The sequence below is a fragment of the Pelagibius sp. genome (assembly GCF_965249265.1).
Lineage (GTDB): Bacteria > Pseudomonadota > Alphaproteobacteria > Kiloniellales > Kiloniellaceae > Pelagibius.
The window spans coordinates 1,919,655-1,937,445 of the sequence record NZ_OZ252224.1 but is presented as its reverse complement, the minus strand read 5'-3'; the positions used below and the strand labels follow the sequence as shown (position 1 = coordinate 1,937,445).

16 protein-coding genes are annotated in these 17,791 nt (G+C 57.3%); 4 read left to right on the top strand and 12 right to left on the bottom strand.

Translation table 11 applies throughout. From position 1 onward, the window contains the following. Positions 1 to 11 precede the first annotated feature (11 nt). The 4 genes from ACP146_RS09190 to ACP146_RS09175 all read left to right on the top strand — a co-directional run bounded on the left by ACP146_RS09190 (position 12) and on the right by ACP146_RS09175 (position 4,462). Positions 12 to 1,400, top strand: coding sequence for a circularly permuted type 2 ATP-grasp protein (locus tag ACP146_RS09190; RefSeq protein WP_422369634.1), 1,389 nt, complete (start codon positions 12 to 14; stop codon positions 1,398 to 1,400). Further along, a complete protein-coding gene (locus ACP146_RS09185; RefSeq protein ID WP_422366456.1) occupies positions 1,393 to 2,370 on the top strand; it encodes an alpha-E domain-containing protein in 978 nt (325 codons plus the stop codon). The genes ACP146_RS09190 and ACP146_RS09185 overlap by 8 nt, the downstream gene beginning before the upstream one ends. Before the next feature lie 47 nt (positions 2,371 to 2,417). After that, the gene (locus ACP146_RS09180) at positions 2,418 to 3,209 is read left to right on the top strand and encodes an arginyltransferase (protein ID WP_422366455.1); all 792 of its coding nucleotides are present in this window, start codon (positions 2,418 to 2,420) and stop codon (positions 3,207 to 3,209) included. 146 nt (positions 3,210 to 3,355) lie between these two features. Continuing rightward, positions 3,356 to 4,462: a TRAP transporter substrate-binding protein gene (locus ACP146_RS09175; RefSeq protein WP_422366454.1), complete on the top strand. Its 1,107-nt coding sequence runs from the start codon at positions 3,356 to 3,358 to the stop codon at positions 4,460 to 4,462. 122 nt (positions 4,463 to 4,584) lie between these two features. Here the strand turns inward: ACP146_RS09175 and ACP146_RS09170 are convergent, their stop codons facing one another. From ACP146_RS09170 to ACP146_RS09115, 12 genes are all read right to left on the bottom strand, one after another. After that, complete coding sequence (locus ACP146_RS09170; protein WP_422366453.1) at positions 4,585 to 6,162, bottom strand: TRAP transporter large permease; 1,578 nt, start codon at positions 6,160 to 6,162, stop codon at positions 4,585 to 4,587. A gap of 4 nt (positions 6,163 to 6,166) precedes the next feature. Beyond that, positions 6,167 to 6,712, bottom strand: a complete 546-nt coding sequence (locus tag ACP146_RS09165) for a TRAP transporter small permease subunit (RefSeq protein ID WP_422366452.1) — start codon at positions 6,710 to 6,712, stop codon at positions 6,167 to 6,169. Between the two features lie 136 nt (positions 6,713 to 6,848). Next, complete coding sequence (gene parC, locus ACP146_RS09160; protein WP_422366451.1) at positions 6,849 to 9,071, bottom strand: DNA topoisomerase IV subunit A; 2,223 nt, start codon at positions 9,069 to 9,071, stop codon at positions 6,849 to 6,851. A gap of 90 nt (positions 9,072 to 9,161) precedes the next feature. Further along, on the bottom strand, positions 9,162 to 10,418 hold the full coding sequence (locus ACP146_RS09155; protein WP_422366450.1) for an NAD(P)/FAD-dependent oxidoreductase: 1,257 nt from the start codon (positions 10,416 to 10,418) through the stop codon (positions 9,162 to 9,164). Beyond that, positions 10,415 to 11,182 carry a DNA repair protein RecO gene (gene recO, locus ACP146_RS09150; protein WP_422366449.1) on the bottom strand — a complete coding sequence of 256 codons (768 nt, stop codon included), beginning with the start codon at positions 11,180 to 11,182 and terminating at the stop codon, positions 10,415 to 10,417. Before recO ends, ACP146_RS09155 begins: the two co-directional genes overlap by 4 nt. Positions 11,183 to 11,227: 45 nt before the next feature. Continuing rightward, a complete protein-coding gene (gene era / locus ACP146_RS09145; protein WP_422366448.1) occupies positions 11,228 to 12,139 on the bottom strand; it encodes a GTPase Era in 912 nt (303 codons plus the stop codon). Next, positions 12,132 to 12,872: a ribonuclease III gene (gene rnc / locus ACP146_RS09140; RefSeq protein ID WP_422366447.1), complete on the bottom strand. Its 741-nt coding sequence runs from the start codon at positions 12,870 to 12,872 to the stop codon at positions 12,132 to 12,134. Before rnc ends, era begins: the two co-directional genes overlap by 8 nt. After that, positions 12,859 to 13,641 carry a signal peptidase I gene (gene lepB / locus ACP146_RS09135; RefSeq protein WP_422366446.1) on the bottom strand — a complete coding sequence of 261 codons (783 nt, stop codon included), beginning with the start codon at positions 13,639 to 13,641 and terminating at the stop codon, positions 12,859 to 12,861. Before lepB ends, rnc begins: the two co-directional genes overlap by 14 nt. A 19-nt stretch (positions 13,642 to 13,660) precedes the next feature. Beyond that, positions 13,661 to 14,107: a holo-ACP synthase gene (gene acpS / locus ACP146_RS09130; protein WP_422366445.1), complete on the bottom strand. Its 447-nt coding sequence runs from the start codon at positions 14,105 to 14,107 to the stop codon at positions 13,661 to 13,663. Between the two features lie 25 nt (positions 14,108 to 14,132). Then, positions 14,133 to 14,903: a pyridoxine 5'-phosphate synthase gene (locus ACP146_RS09125; protein ID WP_422366444.1), complete on the bottom strand. Its 771-nt coding sequence runs from the start codon at positions 14,901 to 14,903 to the stop codon at positions 14,133 to 14,135. Then, a complete protein-coding gene (locus ACP146_RS09120) occupies positions 14,900 to 15,517 on the bottom strand; it encodes a DUF2062 domain-containing protein (RefSeq protein ID WP_422366443.1) in 618 nt (205 codons plus the stop codon). Before ACP146_RS09120 ends, ACP146_RS09125 begins: the two co-directional genes overlap by 4 nt. A gap of 34 nt (positions 15,518 to 15,551) precedes the next feature. Beyond that, complete coding sequence (locus tag ACP146_RS09115) at positions 15,552 to 17,696, bottom strand: RelA/SpoT family protein (RefSeq protein ID WP_422366442.1); 2,145 nt, start codon at positions 17,694 to 17,696, stop codon at positions 15,552 to 15,554. Positions 17,697 to 17,791 lie beyond the last annotated feature (95 nt).

The following is a 17,791-nucleotide window of genomic DNA, read 5'->3' as shown; positions in this document are numbered from 1 at the left end:
TCTTCTGCGAGATGCTGGGGAGCCAGGATCGACCAGCCGAGCACACCCAGGGGATCCGCAAGCTGCTCGGCGCGCTCGATCTCGGTGACCTGCGCGGCCGGGCGCGGGATGCGGAACTGGAGCTCTACAGCTTCGGAATCACTTTCACAGTCTACACCCAAAAAGATGCCATCGACCGGATACTGCCCTTCGATGTCATTCCAAGAGTGATCTCCGCGGAAGACTGGAAGGTGATCGAGACCGGCGTCACACAGCGGGTGACGGCACTGAACCTCTTTCTTTGGGATATTTATCACGACCAGAAGATCCTGAATGACGGGGTCGTTCCCCGCGAGTTGGTTGAGGGCAATCCAAACTACTGTCCCGCCATGAAAGATGTCGACGTTACCAAGGGTACCTACGTACACATCAACGGGACCGACCTGGTTCGCGGCGACGATGGTCGTTTCGTTGTGCTGGAAGACAACGCACGCTGTCCCTCCGGGGTGTCGTATGTGGTTGAGAATCGGCATCTCATGCAGCGCAGCTTTCCCGACCTCATGGCGAACATCGGCATTCGTCCGGTCTCGAACTACGGTCAAAAACTGCACGATGCCTTGGTTGATGTGGCTCCGGAGGGCATACCCTCCCCTCAAGTTGTTCTGCTGTCGCCTGGCACATACAACTCGGCCTACTTCGAGCATATCTTCCTTGCGCGCGAAATGGGGGTTCCCTTGGTAGAGGGAAGCGACCTTGTGGTCGAAAACGACCGTGTCTATATGAAAAGCATCGACGGCCTTCATCCCGTCCATGTTATCTACCGGCGCATTGGCGACGACTTTCTTGATCCGGAGGCCTTCAACCCTGACAGCGTACTTGGCGCCAAGGGACTGATGGCCGCTTACAAGAAAGGAAACGTTACGCTCGCCAATGCGATCGGAACGGGCGTGGCGGATGACAAGGCCGTTTATGCATACATGCCGAGGATCATTCGCTACTACCTCGACGAAGAAGCGATCCTCTCTAACGTCGACACTCACATCTGCCGGGAGCCCGAGGGTTTGGCCTACACGCTCGACAACCTTGCCAATCTCGTCGTGAAGCCTGTCGGCGAAGCCGGCGGTTACGGGATCACGGTTGGCCCAAGGGCAAGCCAAGCGGAGCTGGAGAAGTGCAGAGCGGACGTTCTTGCTGATCCCGCAAACTATATAGCTCAGCCAATGATCAACCTCTCAGTTTGCCCGACTCTTACCGACGAAGGCGTCGGCGCCAGACATGTCGATCTGAGGCCGTTTGCCGTAACCGGCCGTTCGACCTGGGTACTGCCGGGAGGTCTCTCACGCGTCGCTCTGACTGAAGGATCAATTATCGTCAACTCCTCCCAAGGCGGGGGCTCAAAGGATACCTGGGTTCTTGAGTAGACTCCTCTCGCGCTATGCCGAAGCCATCTATTGGATGGCTCGCTACATCGAAAGAGCTGAAAATCTGGCCAGAATTCTGGATGTCAATGAGACATTCAGTAGGGACTCAAGAGGCTGGCAGAACTGGCAGTCGATCCTGCAGCTCTATCGCGACGAGGAACGCTTCTCCGAGCTCCACGAAGAAGCAGATGCAGATCGCGTCCTATACTTCTACACGCTTGACCAAAGCAATCCGACGTCGATCATCTCGGTGGTCAATGCGGCGCGCGCAAATGCACGCACCCTCCGGCCACTCATTTCCACGGAGATGTGGATACAGCTCAACATCTTCTCCAACACCATCCGGCGCCTGAAGCGAGAAGAGCTCACAGAGCCGCGTCTGGCACGCTTTTGCAATTCCGTTAAAGAGGCTTGCCAGACGCATACAGGAATCACAGAAGGGACCTTCTACCGCGACGAAGGATGGTTCTTCTATCAGATCGGACGCTGCATCGAGCGCGCAGATCAAACGACCCGTCTCCTCGATGTCAAATACCACCTACTCCTACCCAAGGAAGAGTCTGTTGGATCGCCATTTGATGTAAGCCAGTGGAACGCCGTACTGCGCTCTGCGGCTGGATATCACGCTTTCCGCCGCGTCTACCCCAGCGGCCTCAATCAGAATGCTGTCGGCAGCTTCCTCTTGTTCCATTCTCAATTTCCCCGATCGGTAAGGGCCTGCGTGCGCGAGATTGACACTCGCCTCACCGAGTTGCGATCGAGGTATCGCCTGAAAGGTGGCAGCAAGGCGCTCGAAGAGTTGGACGAACTCTGCGCAGCTTTGGATGAAACCAACATGGACGAAGTTGTAAGCAGAGGCCTCCACGAGTTTATCGACTGGATTCAGGTCCGCTTGATCAGAACACACGCGGAGCTCGGCACAGCCTTCTTCGGCTACCCGAGCATGCCCGCAAGCGATGCAGCTGATTAGACACGGCGGGCACAATTGAGCGCACGGGAAGCAGAACGAAAAAGAGCATGAAGCAAGATCGCACAGCGCGCACGCCGCTCTCCACTGACGAGGAAGGCTTCGGCCCCCTGCAGGAGTTCTATGTGCTTGAGCCGACCCGTTGTCCCTACCTTGAAAACAAGATGGAACGGAAGCTGCTGACCGAGATAAGCGGCCCCCTCGCCCAGTCGACCTATGATCGGCTCACGCTTGCCGGCCTTCGGCGCAGCCATCGGTTTGCCTACCGCCCGGCCTGCGAAAACTGTAATGCCTGCGTACCGGTCCGGGTTGTCGTCGACCGCTTCCAGGCAAGTAAGTCTTTGCGAAGAATTGCGAGGACCAATGCCGATCTTTCGGTGGAGCTCGGTCCCAACAAGACCTCAGAGGAACAGTTTGCCTTGTTCGACCGCTACATCGAATCCCGCCACGGGGACGGCGAAATGGCCGGCATGGCGGAACAGGAATATCGCTCTATGGTAGAATCGAGTGATATCGATACGCGATTGGCGGAATTCCGTGATTCCAAGGGGCGTCTCGTGGCGGTGTGTCTGTTGGATTGGTTGGCAGACGGCCCCTCCGCCGTCTATAGCTTTTTCGAGCCGGCAGAAGCTCGGCGATCGCTCGGTACCTTCGTCGTTTTGTGGCTGATTCGAAGGGCTGAGCAGGCCGCTGCACGGCATGTTTATCTCGGCTACTGGATAGAAAATAGTCGTAAGATGGCGTACAAAACGCGGTTTCAGCCGCTTGAGGGTCTTGTCGACGGCTCCTGGCAGGTTCTGTCCTCCACGCCCCCTTCATTTGCCGCACCACCCGAAAATTAGTCCGAATTTCGTTGCCCTTGGCTCTATCGGCTTGGTTGCGTCCACGCCTGCCCGCGCTTATTCTCGCGGCACGGTGTTTAGGGTAAGGTCGAAACACTCAATACAAGTCACCTGGAAGACATTGATCCAATTCGGGGAGGATAGACATGAAACGTCGTCAGTTTATGAGGCGCGCAGTTACGACGGCTGCAGCGACAGGCGCCGTCGCGGCCTCAAGCTTGCCAGCACCTGCGATCTCGCAAGGCCTGATGAAATGGCGCATGCAAACGACTTGGCCTAAGAATTTTCCCGGCCTGGGTACCGGCGCCAACAAACTGGCGGAGTTCATCGGACGCGCTTCCGGCGGCAAGCTAACGGTCGAGGTGTTCGGCGGCGGCGAGATCGTGCCGCCGTTTGAGACGATGGACGCGGTTTCCAATGGAACCATCGAGATGGGGCATGGCGCCCCTTACTACTGGAAGGGCAAAATTCCTGCCACACAGTTCATTGCCTCCATACCTTTCGGGCTGAATGCGCAGGAGCAGAATGCCTGGATCCAATTTGGCGGCGGTCAGGAACTGGCGGATAAGATTTACAGCGAACTGGGCTGCAAGTTCTTCGCTTCCGGCAATACGGGGGTTCAGGCCGGCGGCTGGTTCAACAAAGAGATCAACTCTCTGGAGGACTACAAGGGCCTGAAGATGCGCATCCCCGGCCTTGGCGGCGAAGTCGTCAAAGCGGCCGGCGGCAACGTGGTCAATCTGCCGGGCGGCGAAATTCCTCCGGCCCTGCAGTCCGGCGCAATCGATGCAACGGAATGGGTCGGGCCATACAATGACCTGGCCTTTGGTCTCTACAAGAGCGCGAAGTTCTACTACTACCCAGGCTGGCACGAGCCGGCCACGCTGCTCGACAACTTCGTCAGCCTGAGCGCCTGGGAAAAACTGTCCGACGATTTGAAAGCCGTCATAGCGGCCGCCAATGCCTACGCAAACAGTTACGTGTTGAATGAGTTTGTTGCCAAGAACAACGGCGCACTCAACACGCTGGTCAGCGAGCATGGCGTGACGCTCAAGAAGTTCCCGGACGACGTGCTGAACGCGCTCGGCACACTTGCGGGGACGGTCATTGGCGACCTTGCTTCAGCGGATAATCTGAGCCGCGAAGTCATGGATTCCATCATCACCTTCCGCAAGCAGTCGATCGCCTACGCGAAAGTCTCAGAGCAGGCGTTCTATAACGCGCGCGGTCTGCCCTTCAAATGGGCCGACTAATCGACAACTGGTTTCGCGCTTAACGGCCGGAATCCAGGCACAAAAAAAGAGGCCGGCGGATCATTCCGCCGGCCTCTTTCTCGTTTCAGGCATGTATTCTGTTGTAGGTCGCGTCGCTACCCTTAGTCGAAGAGTACCGATGGCAGCCAAGTCGCTGTCGCCGGGAACGTAGCAATCAGGATGAGTCCGAGAATCTGGATCATCACAAAGGGCAGGACACCACGATAGATATCCATCGTCGTTATGCTCGGCGGCGCGACACCGCGCAGATAGAACAAGGCAAATCCAAAAGGCGGCGTTAGGAAAGACGTCTGGAGATTTACCGCGATCATGACGCCAAGCCAGATCGGGTTCAGGCCCATGGCAAGCAAGATCGGCCCGACGATGGGAACCACCACAAACACAATCTCGATGAAGTCGAGAAAGAAGCCCATGACAAACATGAGGGCCATGACGACAAGCATTGCCCCGAAGGCACCGCCGGGCATCGCATTCAGGACGTCTGAGACGATCTCTTCTCCGCCCAGGCCGCGGAACACAAGGCTGAATACAGAGGCGCCAAGAAGAATGACAAAGACCATGGCAGAGATCTTGACCGTCGTCTGCATGACATCGACGAGAATCCCGCTCCGGTAAACTCTGCCGAGAGACACGACCAGCCCGAATGTGAGTGCCAGAATGCACAGGCCCGCGGCAATGGCGGCTGCAAGATCAGTTGCGGGAACCACATCCCGCTGCATTCGAAGATCAAAAGACGTGACCAGGGGCACGAGTGCGATCATACAGCCGGCGGCAAGGTAGACGGGCCAGGGCCGCCCTTCCATCACCGCTCTGCCGGCCAGCAGCAATGCGCCCACGCAACCCATTGCGGCGGCTTCTGTCGGTGTCGCCACACCAAGAAGGATTGAACCCAACACCAGAACGATAAGAGATGCCGGCGGAATCAGCACGCGCAGGATTCTGGGGCCGATCGGTTCGTCGTCTCCCTCCGCCCGCTGCAGCGGCGGGCAGGCCTCCGGGCGTCGCCATGCCGTAAAAAGAATCCAGAGCATGTAGAGTCCGACAAGCATCATTCCGGGAAGAAAGGCCCCGGCGAAAAGATCGACGACGGAAACCGGATCCGGGGCGAAATTGCCGAGAGCCAGTTGCGCTTCTGTATTTGCGCCCTGCAGGATATCGCCCAGCAGCACCAGAACGATTGAGGGCGGAATAATCTGCCCCAGAGTGCCGGAGGCGCAGATCGTGCCACAGGCAATACGCGGATCATATCCGGCCTTCAGCATGGACGGCAGAGACAACAACCCCATCGTAACCACCGTCGCCCCAACGATCCCGGTCGAGGCCGCCAGGAGCATACCGACGAAGATAACGGAAATGCCGAGGCCGCCGCGCAGGCGGCCGAACATCAGACCCATTGTCTCCAGCAGTTGCTCGGCAATCTTGGATCGCTCGAGCATAACGCCCATGAAGACGAACAGCGGCACGGCGACCAACAACTCGTTCACCATGACGCCGAAGTAGCGAGACGCCAATCCGCCCAACAGGCGCATGTCAAAGATGCCGAAGCCATAGCCGAGGAAGGCAAAGGCCAAGGCTACGCCGGCGAGCGTGAAGGCCACCGGGAAGCCGAGCAGCAGAACCACGCAGGCGGTAGCAAACATGACGAGGGACAGAATTTCCCCAAGCAGAACAGGGTCCATAATGCTAGATGGGCTCCGTTTCCTCGTCTTTGGGCTTGAACTCGGGATGGCCGCCCAGAACCAGCAAGCTCCGCCCCGCAAGGGACAGCCCCTGAAGACCGGTCAGACAGCAAAAGACCAGGATAACGCTCTTGAGGAGGAATAAGCCGGGAAGCCCCCCTGCCTCGCGCGACTGCTCCAGCCGAAGCCACGATGCGGTGACGTAGTCAAAGCTAACCAGGAAGACAACCACAATCAGCGGCAAGACCAGCAAGAGCGACCCGACCAGGTCAACCCAGGCCTTGTAACGGGCGTCATTGGATCGATAGAAGATGTCAACCCGCACATGGCCATTGTGAAGCAGGGTGTAGCCGGCGCCGCACATAAAGACGATGCCATGAAGCCAAACGTAGAATTCCTGAAGCCATACCCAGCCAACCGCGTAGACATAACGCAGAATCACGACAGCAAAGGTGATCAGCACCATCAGCAGCGTCAGCCAAGCGACGCCACGGCCGACATGTTCATTGATTTTGTCAATTAGATTGACGAAAGCTGCCAACCCACTCACGGATTTTGCTGAGCCCCCTGAAATAGCCCGATATGTAAACGGGCGCCATCAATCCCTGTTCATTAACTTTTTTCTTGTCTTTGCTAACCGGCTTATAGGCTGTGGAGGCCTGGATAACAACGGCAAATCGGCTTATTCAACCGAATTTGTTGGATCGGGCAAAGCCGTTCGGCGGCAGGCGCCCAGCCTGTGACCGCTTGCCAAGCCAAGCGGTCAACTTCGTCTCCGTCCTGATTCGTCCGGCGCCGGCCACCCAGGTTAAGCCCTCAGCCAGATGGAATGTCTTGGCGTCCGAGAGGCCGCCGTCTTTGTATTTCTGAAGGATAACGCCCCTGCCCCGGGTCATCTCCGGCAGTTCATCAAGAGGGAAGATGATCAACTTTCGGTTTTCACCGACAACGGCCACATGGTCACCGTCCACCGGAGAGCAAACCAGCGCTTCGGCACCTTCCGCTATGTTCAGCACCTGTTTGCCGTTTTTCGTCTGGGCCACCACCTCATCTTCAGGCACCACGAACCCTCTGCCATCAGATGAGGCGACCAGGAGTTTGCGGCCTGGCGTATGGACCAGCAAACCAACGATGTCCTGGTCGTTAGGCAAACCCATCATCAGGCGCAAAGGCTCTCCAAACCCACGGCCGCCGGGCAGTTTGTCGACGCCGAGCGTGTAAAACCGGCCATTGGTGGCAAAGACAAGCAGCTTGTCCGTTGTTTGGGCGTGGACAACAAAACGCTCGCGATCGCCTTCTTTGTATTTCGCGTCGGAAACGTCCTCCTGGTGCCCCTTCAAGGATCTGACCCATCCCTTGCTGGAGCAGAGCACTGTCACGGGTTCACGCTCGACCACGGCTTCCAGAGGAATGACGACTTCGGAGGGCGGAGAACCAATTTCACTGCGCCGTGCGCCAAGGTCACTCTTCGGCCCAAACTTGACCTTGATTTCCTTGACCTGATCGCCAATCACCGCCCAACGCCGCTTCTCATTCCTCATCAGGCTTTTGAGATCTTTCTGCTCCTTGACCAGAGCGTCATGCTCCTCACGGATCGAGATTTCTTCAAGCTTGCGAAGGGCGCGCAGGCGCATGTTCAAGATCGCTTCGGCTTGAACATCACTAAGCTTCCAGCGCTTAATCATCTTGGCCTTCGGGTCATCCTCTTCCCGAATGATGCGGATGACTTCATCGATATTGAGGTAGGCAATCAGATAGCCGGCGAGCACCTCCAGCCGATGCTCGATCTTGTCTAGGCGGAAGAGAGTCTGCCGTTTCAGCACCTCATGACGGTGGTCTAAGAATGCGCGGAGAACCTCGCGCAGGTTCATCACCTTGGGCGTGTTGTCTGCATCCAGCACATTCATGTTCAAGCTGACCCGTGTCTCAAGGTCGGTCTGCCTGAAGAGAGACTCCATCAGCACTTCCGGATCGACGTTTCTACTTTTTGGCTCCAGAACCAAGCGGATTTCATCAGTCGACTCGTCGCGAATGTCAGCCAGCATGGCCAGCTTTTTTGCCATGAGCAGCTCGGCAATTTTCTCAATCAGGCGCGACTTCTGAACCTGAAAGGGAATCTCGGTTACGACGATCTGATAGCCGCCGCCCTTGATCTTCTCGCTATCCCAACGCGCTCTAAGGCGAAAGCTTCCTTTGCCGGTCTTGTAGGCCGCGACAACGTTCTCTCGCGCTTCCACCAGGAACCCACCGGTTGGGAAGTCGGGACCCGGAATGAAATCCACCAGCTTTTCGATGGTTGCATTTGGCGTCTTGATGACATGAAGCAAGGCATCACAGATCTCACCCACATTGTGCGGCGGAATCGACGTCGCCATCCCAACCGCAATACCCTGCGAACCATTGGCCAGTAGATTGGGAAAAGCGGCCGGCAGCACTGCCGGTTCTTCGGCCTCACCATCATAGGTCGGCCGAAAATCCACGGTGTCCTCGTCGATACCCTCGAGGAGGGCCGCAGCCACCTCCGTCAGCCGTGCTTCCGTGTACCGCATGGCCGCTGCGTTGTCGCCGTCGATGTTGCCGAAATTCCCCTGCCCATCGATCAGGGGAAAGCGCAGCGAGAAATCCTGGGCCAAGCGGACCAGCGCATCATAGATTGCCTGATCCCCATGCGGGTGGAACTTACCGATCACATCGCCGACGACCCGGGCGGATTTCTTGAACCCGGTAGAGGGATCAAGTCGCAGTTGACGCATGGCGAAGAGCAGACGTCGATGAACGGGCTTCAGGCCGTCGCGCACGTCCGGAAGTGAGCGGGCCATAATCGTCGATAAGGCATACGACAGATAGCGCTCCGACAAGGCATCGGAGAGCTTTACATCACGAATTTGGCCGGAAGCGGAGGAACTCATACAGCAGCACACGAATCGGAAGTTGGACCACCAAATATAGTAGCCGAGATACGGACGATATCAACAGATCGCGACTTAAGACCGAAGATTCTAGAAGCGGTCAACCCTGTAAGGCGCCATATCGATGCCCGGATCGCGCCCCGCGACAAGCTCGGCGATGATCTCGCCGGTCCGCCCGGCCAGGCTGAGACCACAGTGCCCATGTCCAAAGGCCAGGAGCACGTTGCGGCAGCCAGGGGTCGGGCCGATGACAGGCAGGGAATCCGGCATGGAGGGTCTGAAGCCCATCCAGCGCGTCTCCCCGCTACGCTCAAGTCCGGGAAACCAGCGGTTGGCATTGTCGTACAGTACCTCTGCGCGTTTCCAGTTTGGTTCAGCCTTCAACCCACCAAGCTCAACGGTCCCCGCAATTCGCAGGCCGTTTTCGAGAGGCGTGCATACAAACCCCCGCTCGGTGGAATAGACAGGTAAGCGCGGACTGACGCCCGGTTCCGGCAGCGTCAGATGATATCCCCGCTCCGTTTCCAGCGGAGGGCGCCAGCCGAGCATCTTTGTCAGGTTTTTTGACCAGGCTCCGGCAGCTATGACCGTTGCGCTGCAGTCTATCCGGCCAGCCTCAGTGAGAACCGCCTTAACAGAGGCTTCCGCCCGGTCAAACCCGATAACGCTTTCTCGCCGAATCTCGCCGCCTCCCTCCACAAAGGCCGCTGCGAGTTCCTGCACAAAGCGAAAGTTGTTCACGGTGTGCGAAACATCCGGATAGAAAACGCCTCGGTCAAATATCGGTGCCAGACTTGGCTCCAACTGCCGCAGTTCTTCTGCTGGCAGGACATCGAACCGAACGCCTCGGCGACGCTGAAGCTCCAGCATCGGCTGGTAGGCCTGAAAGCCCTTCTGGGTCTCGTAAACCGAGAGCCATCCGGAGCGTTGGATCATGTCCTGAATTCCGGCCATCTCAACGAGGGGTTGGTAGGCGGATTGCGCCCCGGTCAGCAGGGCCTTAAGGGCGATCGATATCGCCTCAACATGCTTCGGGCTACTCGCTTGAACAAATTGAAGAAGCCAGGGCGCAAGCTTTGGAAGATAGCCCCAACGGATCGACAGGGGGCCCAAGGGATCCAGCAACATACCAGGCACTCGGCGCGCCACACCCGGCGTCTGTACCGGCACCACCGCTTCCTCGGTGATAATCGAGCCATTGCCGAACGACGTCGCTTCGCCGGGCGCTCCACGATCGAGAAGTATCACTCGATGGCCGCCACGCAGCAGATAGAGCGCACAGCAAACACCGATGATTCCGGCCCCAACAACGACAACCGGCTGCTCCGCACTGCTCGCCTCGGTCATGCCTCTTTCTCCGATGAGAGGTGCTGTCCCAGCGACACTTTGGCCAGCGCATCCTTTTCGAAACGCTGCGCAAACATCTGCCTTGCTTTCGGTAGCGGTTTGTTATGCGGATGAAAGAGATGGCGCTCGATGAAAAACCCTGTCATGGCAAGCCCGTCAACAACCTCATTCTCGCCCCCCTCTCCGCGCCCCAACAAGAAGCTTGGCAAAGGCAGCAACCGTTCTTTGTACGGGGCTCCAGCCGAAAGAGAAACAGCGCGCCCCGACTTTGGGCTGATGTAGCTCAATTGGTCATTATCCCCGCCGCCGGCACAACGACTCAAGTCGAGACCAAAGCCGAGTTCCGCCAGCAGACCCATCTCCCAGCGGACATAGACTTCCGCCCAGTGATCACCCCCCAAGGCATCCAGAAGAGCAAGCATTCCTACATAGCAGGCCGGATGCGGCTCTCGTTCGGGAATCGCCCCCTCGCAGACCGCGGCCGCAGAAACCAGCGCGGCCAAGCGATCCGGCTCATCCATCACCTCAGCGGCGAATGAACGGACCAATTCGCAATCAAAACTACCCAGGTGATCAGCCAAGCGACCGCTCCATGTCGCTGCCACTCTGTTACCCACCTGATAGAGCCCTCTGAGACGCGCGCTTTGTCCGCCGCGCACCAGCCCTGCATGGCGACCATGCGAATGGGTAAGCAGTTGCACGATCGTGGATGTTTCTCCATGAGGGCGCACGGCAATGACAATGCCTTCGTCCTCCCACTTCACGGCACGACAACCGAAAGCAGACTCAATTGAAGATACCCAGTGGCCCTAAGCATCGAACTCCAAACCCAGCATTCGATAGCGTTCAGGATCGTTGATCCAGTTTTCCCGTACCTTCACGAAGATGAACAAATGCACGGGCTGCCCGAGGACCTCCTCCAGTTCTGCCTGCGCTGCCTCGCGAACGGCACGGATGGTGCGCCCTCCCTTGCCGAGGCACATGGCCTTGTGCTGATCACGTGCGACATAGACGGTCTGCTGAACACGCACTGAACCATCCTTGAACTCCTCCCATCCCTCGGACTCGACGGTCAATGCGTAAGGAAGCTCCTGATGAAGATTCAAGAACAGCTTCTCACGTGTTATCTCCGCAGCCATAAGTCTCAGAGTGACATCGGAGAGCTGATCCTCCGGAAAGTGCCATGGCCCGATAGGCATCCGGGCGGCAAGGAATTCAGTCAGATCGGCAATTCCATCGCCCGTCTCTGCCGAAACCATGAAAACCTCGGAGAACTGACCGGCTTCGGTGAGCTGCGCTGTTAGCGCCAGCAACCGTTCCCGCTTCACGAGGTCGATCTTGTTGAGCACTAAAACCGGCCGATGAAAGGTATCGGCCAAACCCTCGATCACCATCCGGGCGTCGTCAGAGATGTTCTTCCGGCTGGCATCATGAACGACCAAAACCACGTCGGCATCCTCAATGCCGGCCCAAGCGGCCTGCACCATAGCCCTCTCAAGGCGGCGTTTCGCCGCAAAGATACCTGGTGTGTCCACAAAGACGATCTGGCTGTCCCCGGCTATTGCAATGCCCCGGACACGGGTCCGCGTGGTCTGAACCTTATGTGTTACGATAGAGACCTTTGCCCCAACCAACCGATTAACCAGCGTCGATTTGCCGGCATTGGGGGCACCGACCACGGCGACGAAGCCACACCTTTGACGGTCACCGCTTTCACCCAATCGCTTTACCCTCCAATACCGCCAGCAACTTCCTCGCAGCATCCTGCTCGGCGACCCGCTTGGATCTTCCCTGCCCTTCCAACGGCAGATGACCCTCAATTGCGACACTTATCGTGAACGTCGGCGCATGAGGTGGGCCGCTTCGGGAGATCTCGTTGTACTGTGGAAGCGCGAGACCACGACCCTGTGCCCACTCCTGCAATCGTGTTTTGGAATCTGACGGCGGCGCCAAGTCAGCTTCAATCAAATCATGCCAGTGGGTTGCAATAAACCGCTGCACGGCACTGAGGCCGCCATCTAAGTAAAGGGCCGCAATAACAGCTTCGCAAGCATCCGACAAAAGCCCGGGGTTGTTGCGCCCACTGGCTTCGCCCTCTCCCATCTCGAGTCGCATGAAACGCCCGAGGTCCAAATCTCTCGCAACAGCAGCCAGGGTCTCTTTGCGAACCAGTTTGGCATGACGTCGCGCAAGACTGCCCTCCGCTTCCTCGGGAAAGCGTGAGAAAATCATCTCGGCGATAACGAGGCCCAGTACGCGGTCCCCCAAGAATTCCAGCCGCTCATAGTCGCCGCCCAGATGCGACGGATCCGCAGATACACTTGGATGGGTCAGGGCACGACTCAGCAACCCAGGATCGGAGAACCTATACTCAATCCGATCTTCAAGATCGCCCGAGGATCGATCTTCAGTTCCGAACGCGCCTGCGGGCCCTTGCCGATCATTCGATGGCATCGCCGATCCGGCCAAACCTGATCGACGCGGGCCAGCGCCAAAACTCCCACCACGCCGACTGTCCATCGTGGGAGAAGAAAAGGACGTCGGCCCGCCCAATAAGATTCTCGAAAGGTATTTGTCCAACGATAGAGCGGCTGTCTTGACTATTGTCTCGATTATCCCCCATCGCAAAAACATGTCCGGCCTGCACGGTCTGAGGCGGCCAGTTATCCGCAGGACCGTCGTCACCCAGCCACTCGTGGATCAGATGCTTTCGGCCATTTGGCAGTGTCTCCAAATAGACAGGACCTTCTGCGGAAGGGTAATCGATCTCCGCCAGTTCCGATGGCAGCAGCAACTCACGCTTCGCCGCCTCGCCGTTGATGTGTAGTACCCCTTCCCTGACCTCGATCACGTCTCCGGGCAAACCGACGATTCGTTTGATATAGTCGGTCTTGTTGTCGCGCGGCGTTCGAAACACGGCAACGTCACCAATCTCAGGCTCGGTGAAAAAAACTCTTCCACCAAACAGATCTGGGCTGAAGGGGATCGAATACCTGCTGTAACCATAAGACAGCTTGGAAACGAACAAGTAGTCTCCGATCAACAAGGTCGGCTCCATTGAGCCTGACGGAATGTTGAACGGCTCGTAGGCGAAAGTCCGAACACCAAGCGCAATCAGTACGGCGATCACGACCGTGCGCAGTGTTTCGAAGAAAGCGCCAACCGACGTCTGGCCACCTTCAACCTCCTTCTCCGGATCGACCTCCGGACCATTCTTGCGCATCGATCTATCCATCGCCTCTCTACTCACCCGTCGGAGCCGTGTGGGAACTCCCGGGAACTCCTGCATCAACTGGAACTGCAGAAATAATTACGAATGCCTGGGCCAGCGGGTAATCGTCTGTGATCGTAATGTCAATCTGTGCCTTCATTCCCAACGGTGTCAAATCCTCTAGCCGCGCCGCGGCGCCCTGCGTCAGAGCCATAGTCGGCTTGCCGCTCGGCAAGTTGACGACGCCCAAATCTCGCCAATGGACGCCTCTTCTCGGCACCCCGGTTCCCAGGGCTTTGGCGCAGGCTTCTTTCGCCGCGAATCTCTTCGCGTAGCTTGCAGCCCGCTGCGCTCGGCGATCGGATTTCCGACGCTCAATATCTGTAAAGCAGCGCGTCGTGAAGCGGTCGCCGAAGCGCTCAAGCGTTTTTTCAACTCGTCTGATATCGATCAGATCGCTACCGAGGCCCAGTATCATTTCAGTTCGCTTCTTTGAACCTCAGCTAGGCCGAACGGGCCCCATCGGCCTCGGCACGGGCTTTGTCCATTAACGCGCGCATCCGACGTATCGAACTGTCGAGGCCGCCGAATATGGCTTCTCCCACCAGGAAGTGGCCGATGTTGAGTTCAGCAACAGACGGGATCACCGCAATGGAACCTACGGTGTCGAAAGTCAGACCATGGCCGGCATGGCACTCTAGGCCCAGCTTTTCGGCAAACGCTGCGGCATCTCGAATCCGTTGCAGGCAGTCTTTCGTCCGATCGCTTTCCGGGTCTTCTATAAAGGCTTCGCAATAAGCGCCCGTATGAAGCTCAACCACAGGAGCGCCGAGGGCAACAGCCGCTTCGAGTTGTACGGGATCAGCTTCCACAAACAGCGAGACTCGAGAGCCGACCTCGCTCAGTTTCGTCACGTACTCCATCAGGTGATTGTGTCCACCGGCGGCATCCAATCCGCCTTCCGTCGTCCGCTCCTCGCGCCTCTCCGGCACCAGACAAGCGGCATGCGGCCGGTGGCGCAGGGCGATCGCCAGCATTTCTTCTGTCGCTGCCATCTCAAAATTGAGCGGTATTTCAAGCTCCGCGGTAAGGCGCTCGATATCGTTGTCCGAGATATGACGCCTGTCTTCGCGCAGATGTGCCGTGATTCCGTCCGCTCCGGCCGCAGCGGCCATCCGGGCCGCACGAACAGGGTCAGGATGGACCCCTCCGCGAGCGTTTCTGATCGTCGCTACGTGATCTATGTTAACGCCTAGCCGCAAGTGCCGCTTCATGGCTGCCTCGTATACTTGGTCGCGCTTCCCAGCTTTCCGGAGCGCGAGGTTTCATCAATCTGGCCGTCACCCAATCCGCGGAGCCGGCGCAGCTTACGTCTTGTGCGCCGGCGCCTAGCCTTCTGATACTGGTCCACTGTTCGCTGAATAGGCCAGAAAAACACAAACCAGGCACAGATTGCTGTCGGGATGCCGCCGACGGTCATAGGCAGCAAAACCCCAAGTGGGTTATCGACTATGTAACTCAATGAAAGGCTTTGCGGCAGCCCCGTCAAGTCATCGTTGCCAATGAGCCAGGTTCCCAAGCTGTAAATCCACAGCCAAATGAAGGGAAATGTCCAAGGATTGCCCACGACAGTGCCGATAGCAGCCGCCAAAAGGTTTCCCCTCAAGACCACCGCCAGAACGGCTGCGAGAATGAAATGAAGGCCTATAAACGGTGTAAAGGAAATTGCCGCTCCCGAGGCAAATCCGGCGGCGATCCGATAAGGCGTGCCGGGTAAACGTCTTAGACGGTGGGCGACATAGGTCCCGGACCGACGCCATCCGCCTTTCGGCCATAGAATCTCGCTTGCACGCTTTAAAAAGGTGAGAGGTTCACGGCGCTTAAACATTCGGCGATCTTAGCCCCAAAAGATAGCTGCGACCTTAACCGCGCGCTCGCTCGACAGATGTGATGACTGGCATTGCCCTAAGCGCCGCAATAATATTCGTCAGATGCTTCACACTTGTGACCTCAACATCTATCAACATTTCAAAGAAATCTACAGACCTATTTACAATCTTAAGGTTATTTATATTTCCACTATTCTTTCCGATGATCGTCGACAAACCACCGAGGCTTCCTGGCTCATTCGCAACGATCACATGTAGTCGCCCTATTCTCTGTTCGATGCCATCATCGACGTCCCATGACAGGTCTACCCAACGCTCCGGTGTTGCGTGGAAACTCTCCAGGGTGTCGCAGTCGATGGTGTGAACCGTTACCCCTTTGCCCGTGGTCACGATTCCGACGATTCGATCACCAGGCAGCGGATGACAGCAATGGGCGTAGTGGACCGCCATCCCAGGAATCAGCCCCTTAATCGGGACTGAGGTTTCATGCCCTTTGCCAGACCGGGTCCGAGCCCGCGCCAAGGGAACCACCTTTGCGGTGTTCGGGTCCTCTTTCGCCCCGGGGAAAACCGCCGTGACCACCTCACGACCAGTCAAATGTCCCTGGCCGACCGCCGCATAGAGCTCAATGAGACTCTCCGCTTTGAACCGCTTCAATACGGACTGCAGCCCTTTTTCCGAGAAATCGTATCCCTCTTGCCGGAAAGACTTCTGAAGAATCTGGCGCCCCAGTTCGTTGTATTGTTCAAGCTGCTTCTGACGGACAAAGCGTCGTATGCGGGCCTTGGCCTTTCCGCTGACAACAAACTGTTCCCAGTCCGGCGAGGGCGTTTGCGCCCTGGAAGTAACGATCTCGACCTGATCGCCATTTTGTAGAGGCGCGCGCAGTTGAACCATCCTGCCGTTTACCTTGGCCCCTACACAGGTATCCCCTACTTCCGAATGCACGGCATAGGCAAAATCGACCGGCGTCGCCCCGCTGGGCAGCGCAATCACAGCCCCCTTTGGGGTAAAGCAGAAAACCTGATCCTGAAACATCTCGAGCTTCGTATGCTCCAGGAACTCCTCAGGATTATCCGCGTGTTCAAGGATATCCAACAGTTCCCGCATCCAACGGTACTGCCGCCCCTCGACCTGCGGGCTGTCCTGTTTGTATATCCAATGCGCGGCAACACCGTATTCGGCAATTTCATGCATTTGCCCGGTACGGATTTGCACCTCGATACGGTGTCTCTCCGGTCCGATAATTGTGGTGTGCAGCGAGCTGTAGCCGTTTGGCTTCGGCGTCGATATATAGTCTTTAAATCGTCCCGGAACGACCGGATAGTGGCTGTGAAGCAACCCGAGTGTGTGATAGCAATCGCCGGCTGTTTCGACCACAATTCGAAAAGCCATGATGTCCGATAGTTGTTCGAAAGTTATATTCTTGCGCTGCATCTTGCGCCAGACCGAGTAAGGCGACTTCATTCGGCCCGACACGGATGCGTTTATGCCTTCCAAGCTCAGCGTGCGGCGCAATTCACCGATGATCCGGTCCGACAGGTCTTGGCCCTGCCCACGCAGAAAATCCAAACGCGCGAGAACCGAGTCGCGGCCATCGCTGTTTAACTCCGCAAATGCCAGATCCTCGAGTTGATCCTTAAATCCGTGCATTCCAATGCGCTCTGCCAGTGGCGCATAGATATCCATGGTCTCGCGTGCGATGCGCCGGCGCTTGTCCGGCGAAGCGATGAAATGCAACGTTTGCATGTTGTGCAGCCGGTCAGCCAGCTTGACGAGGAGAACGCGAATGTCCTCGGACATCGCTACCAGAAGCTTCCGGAAGTTCTCGGCGTGCTTTGTCTCCTCAGACTGGAGTTCAAGTCTTCCCAGCTTGGTGACGCCGTCTACAAGCCTTGCAATCTCGGCCCCAAACCTCTCCTCCAGATCCTCCAGGGAAGCGTCTGTGTCCTCAACAACGTCGTGCAAAAGCGCTGTGATGATCGATGAATCATCAAGTTTGAGCTCGGTCAGAATCCCCGCGACTTCGATTGGATGGGAAAAATAGGGGTCGCCAGAAGCCCTGGTCTGCGCACCATGGGCTTTCATGGCATACACATAGGCGCGGTTGAGGGCGTCCTCATCCGCGCCCGGATCGTATGATTTGACCCGTTCGACCAGTTCAAACTGCCGGATCATGTTAGACCGACCCGCGCTCTGCCATCAAAGAATTATAACGATTCCAGCATATGCGCTAGTGCGCTGGTCGCCAAGCCCATGTTTGCCTAAAGATC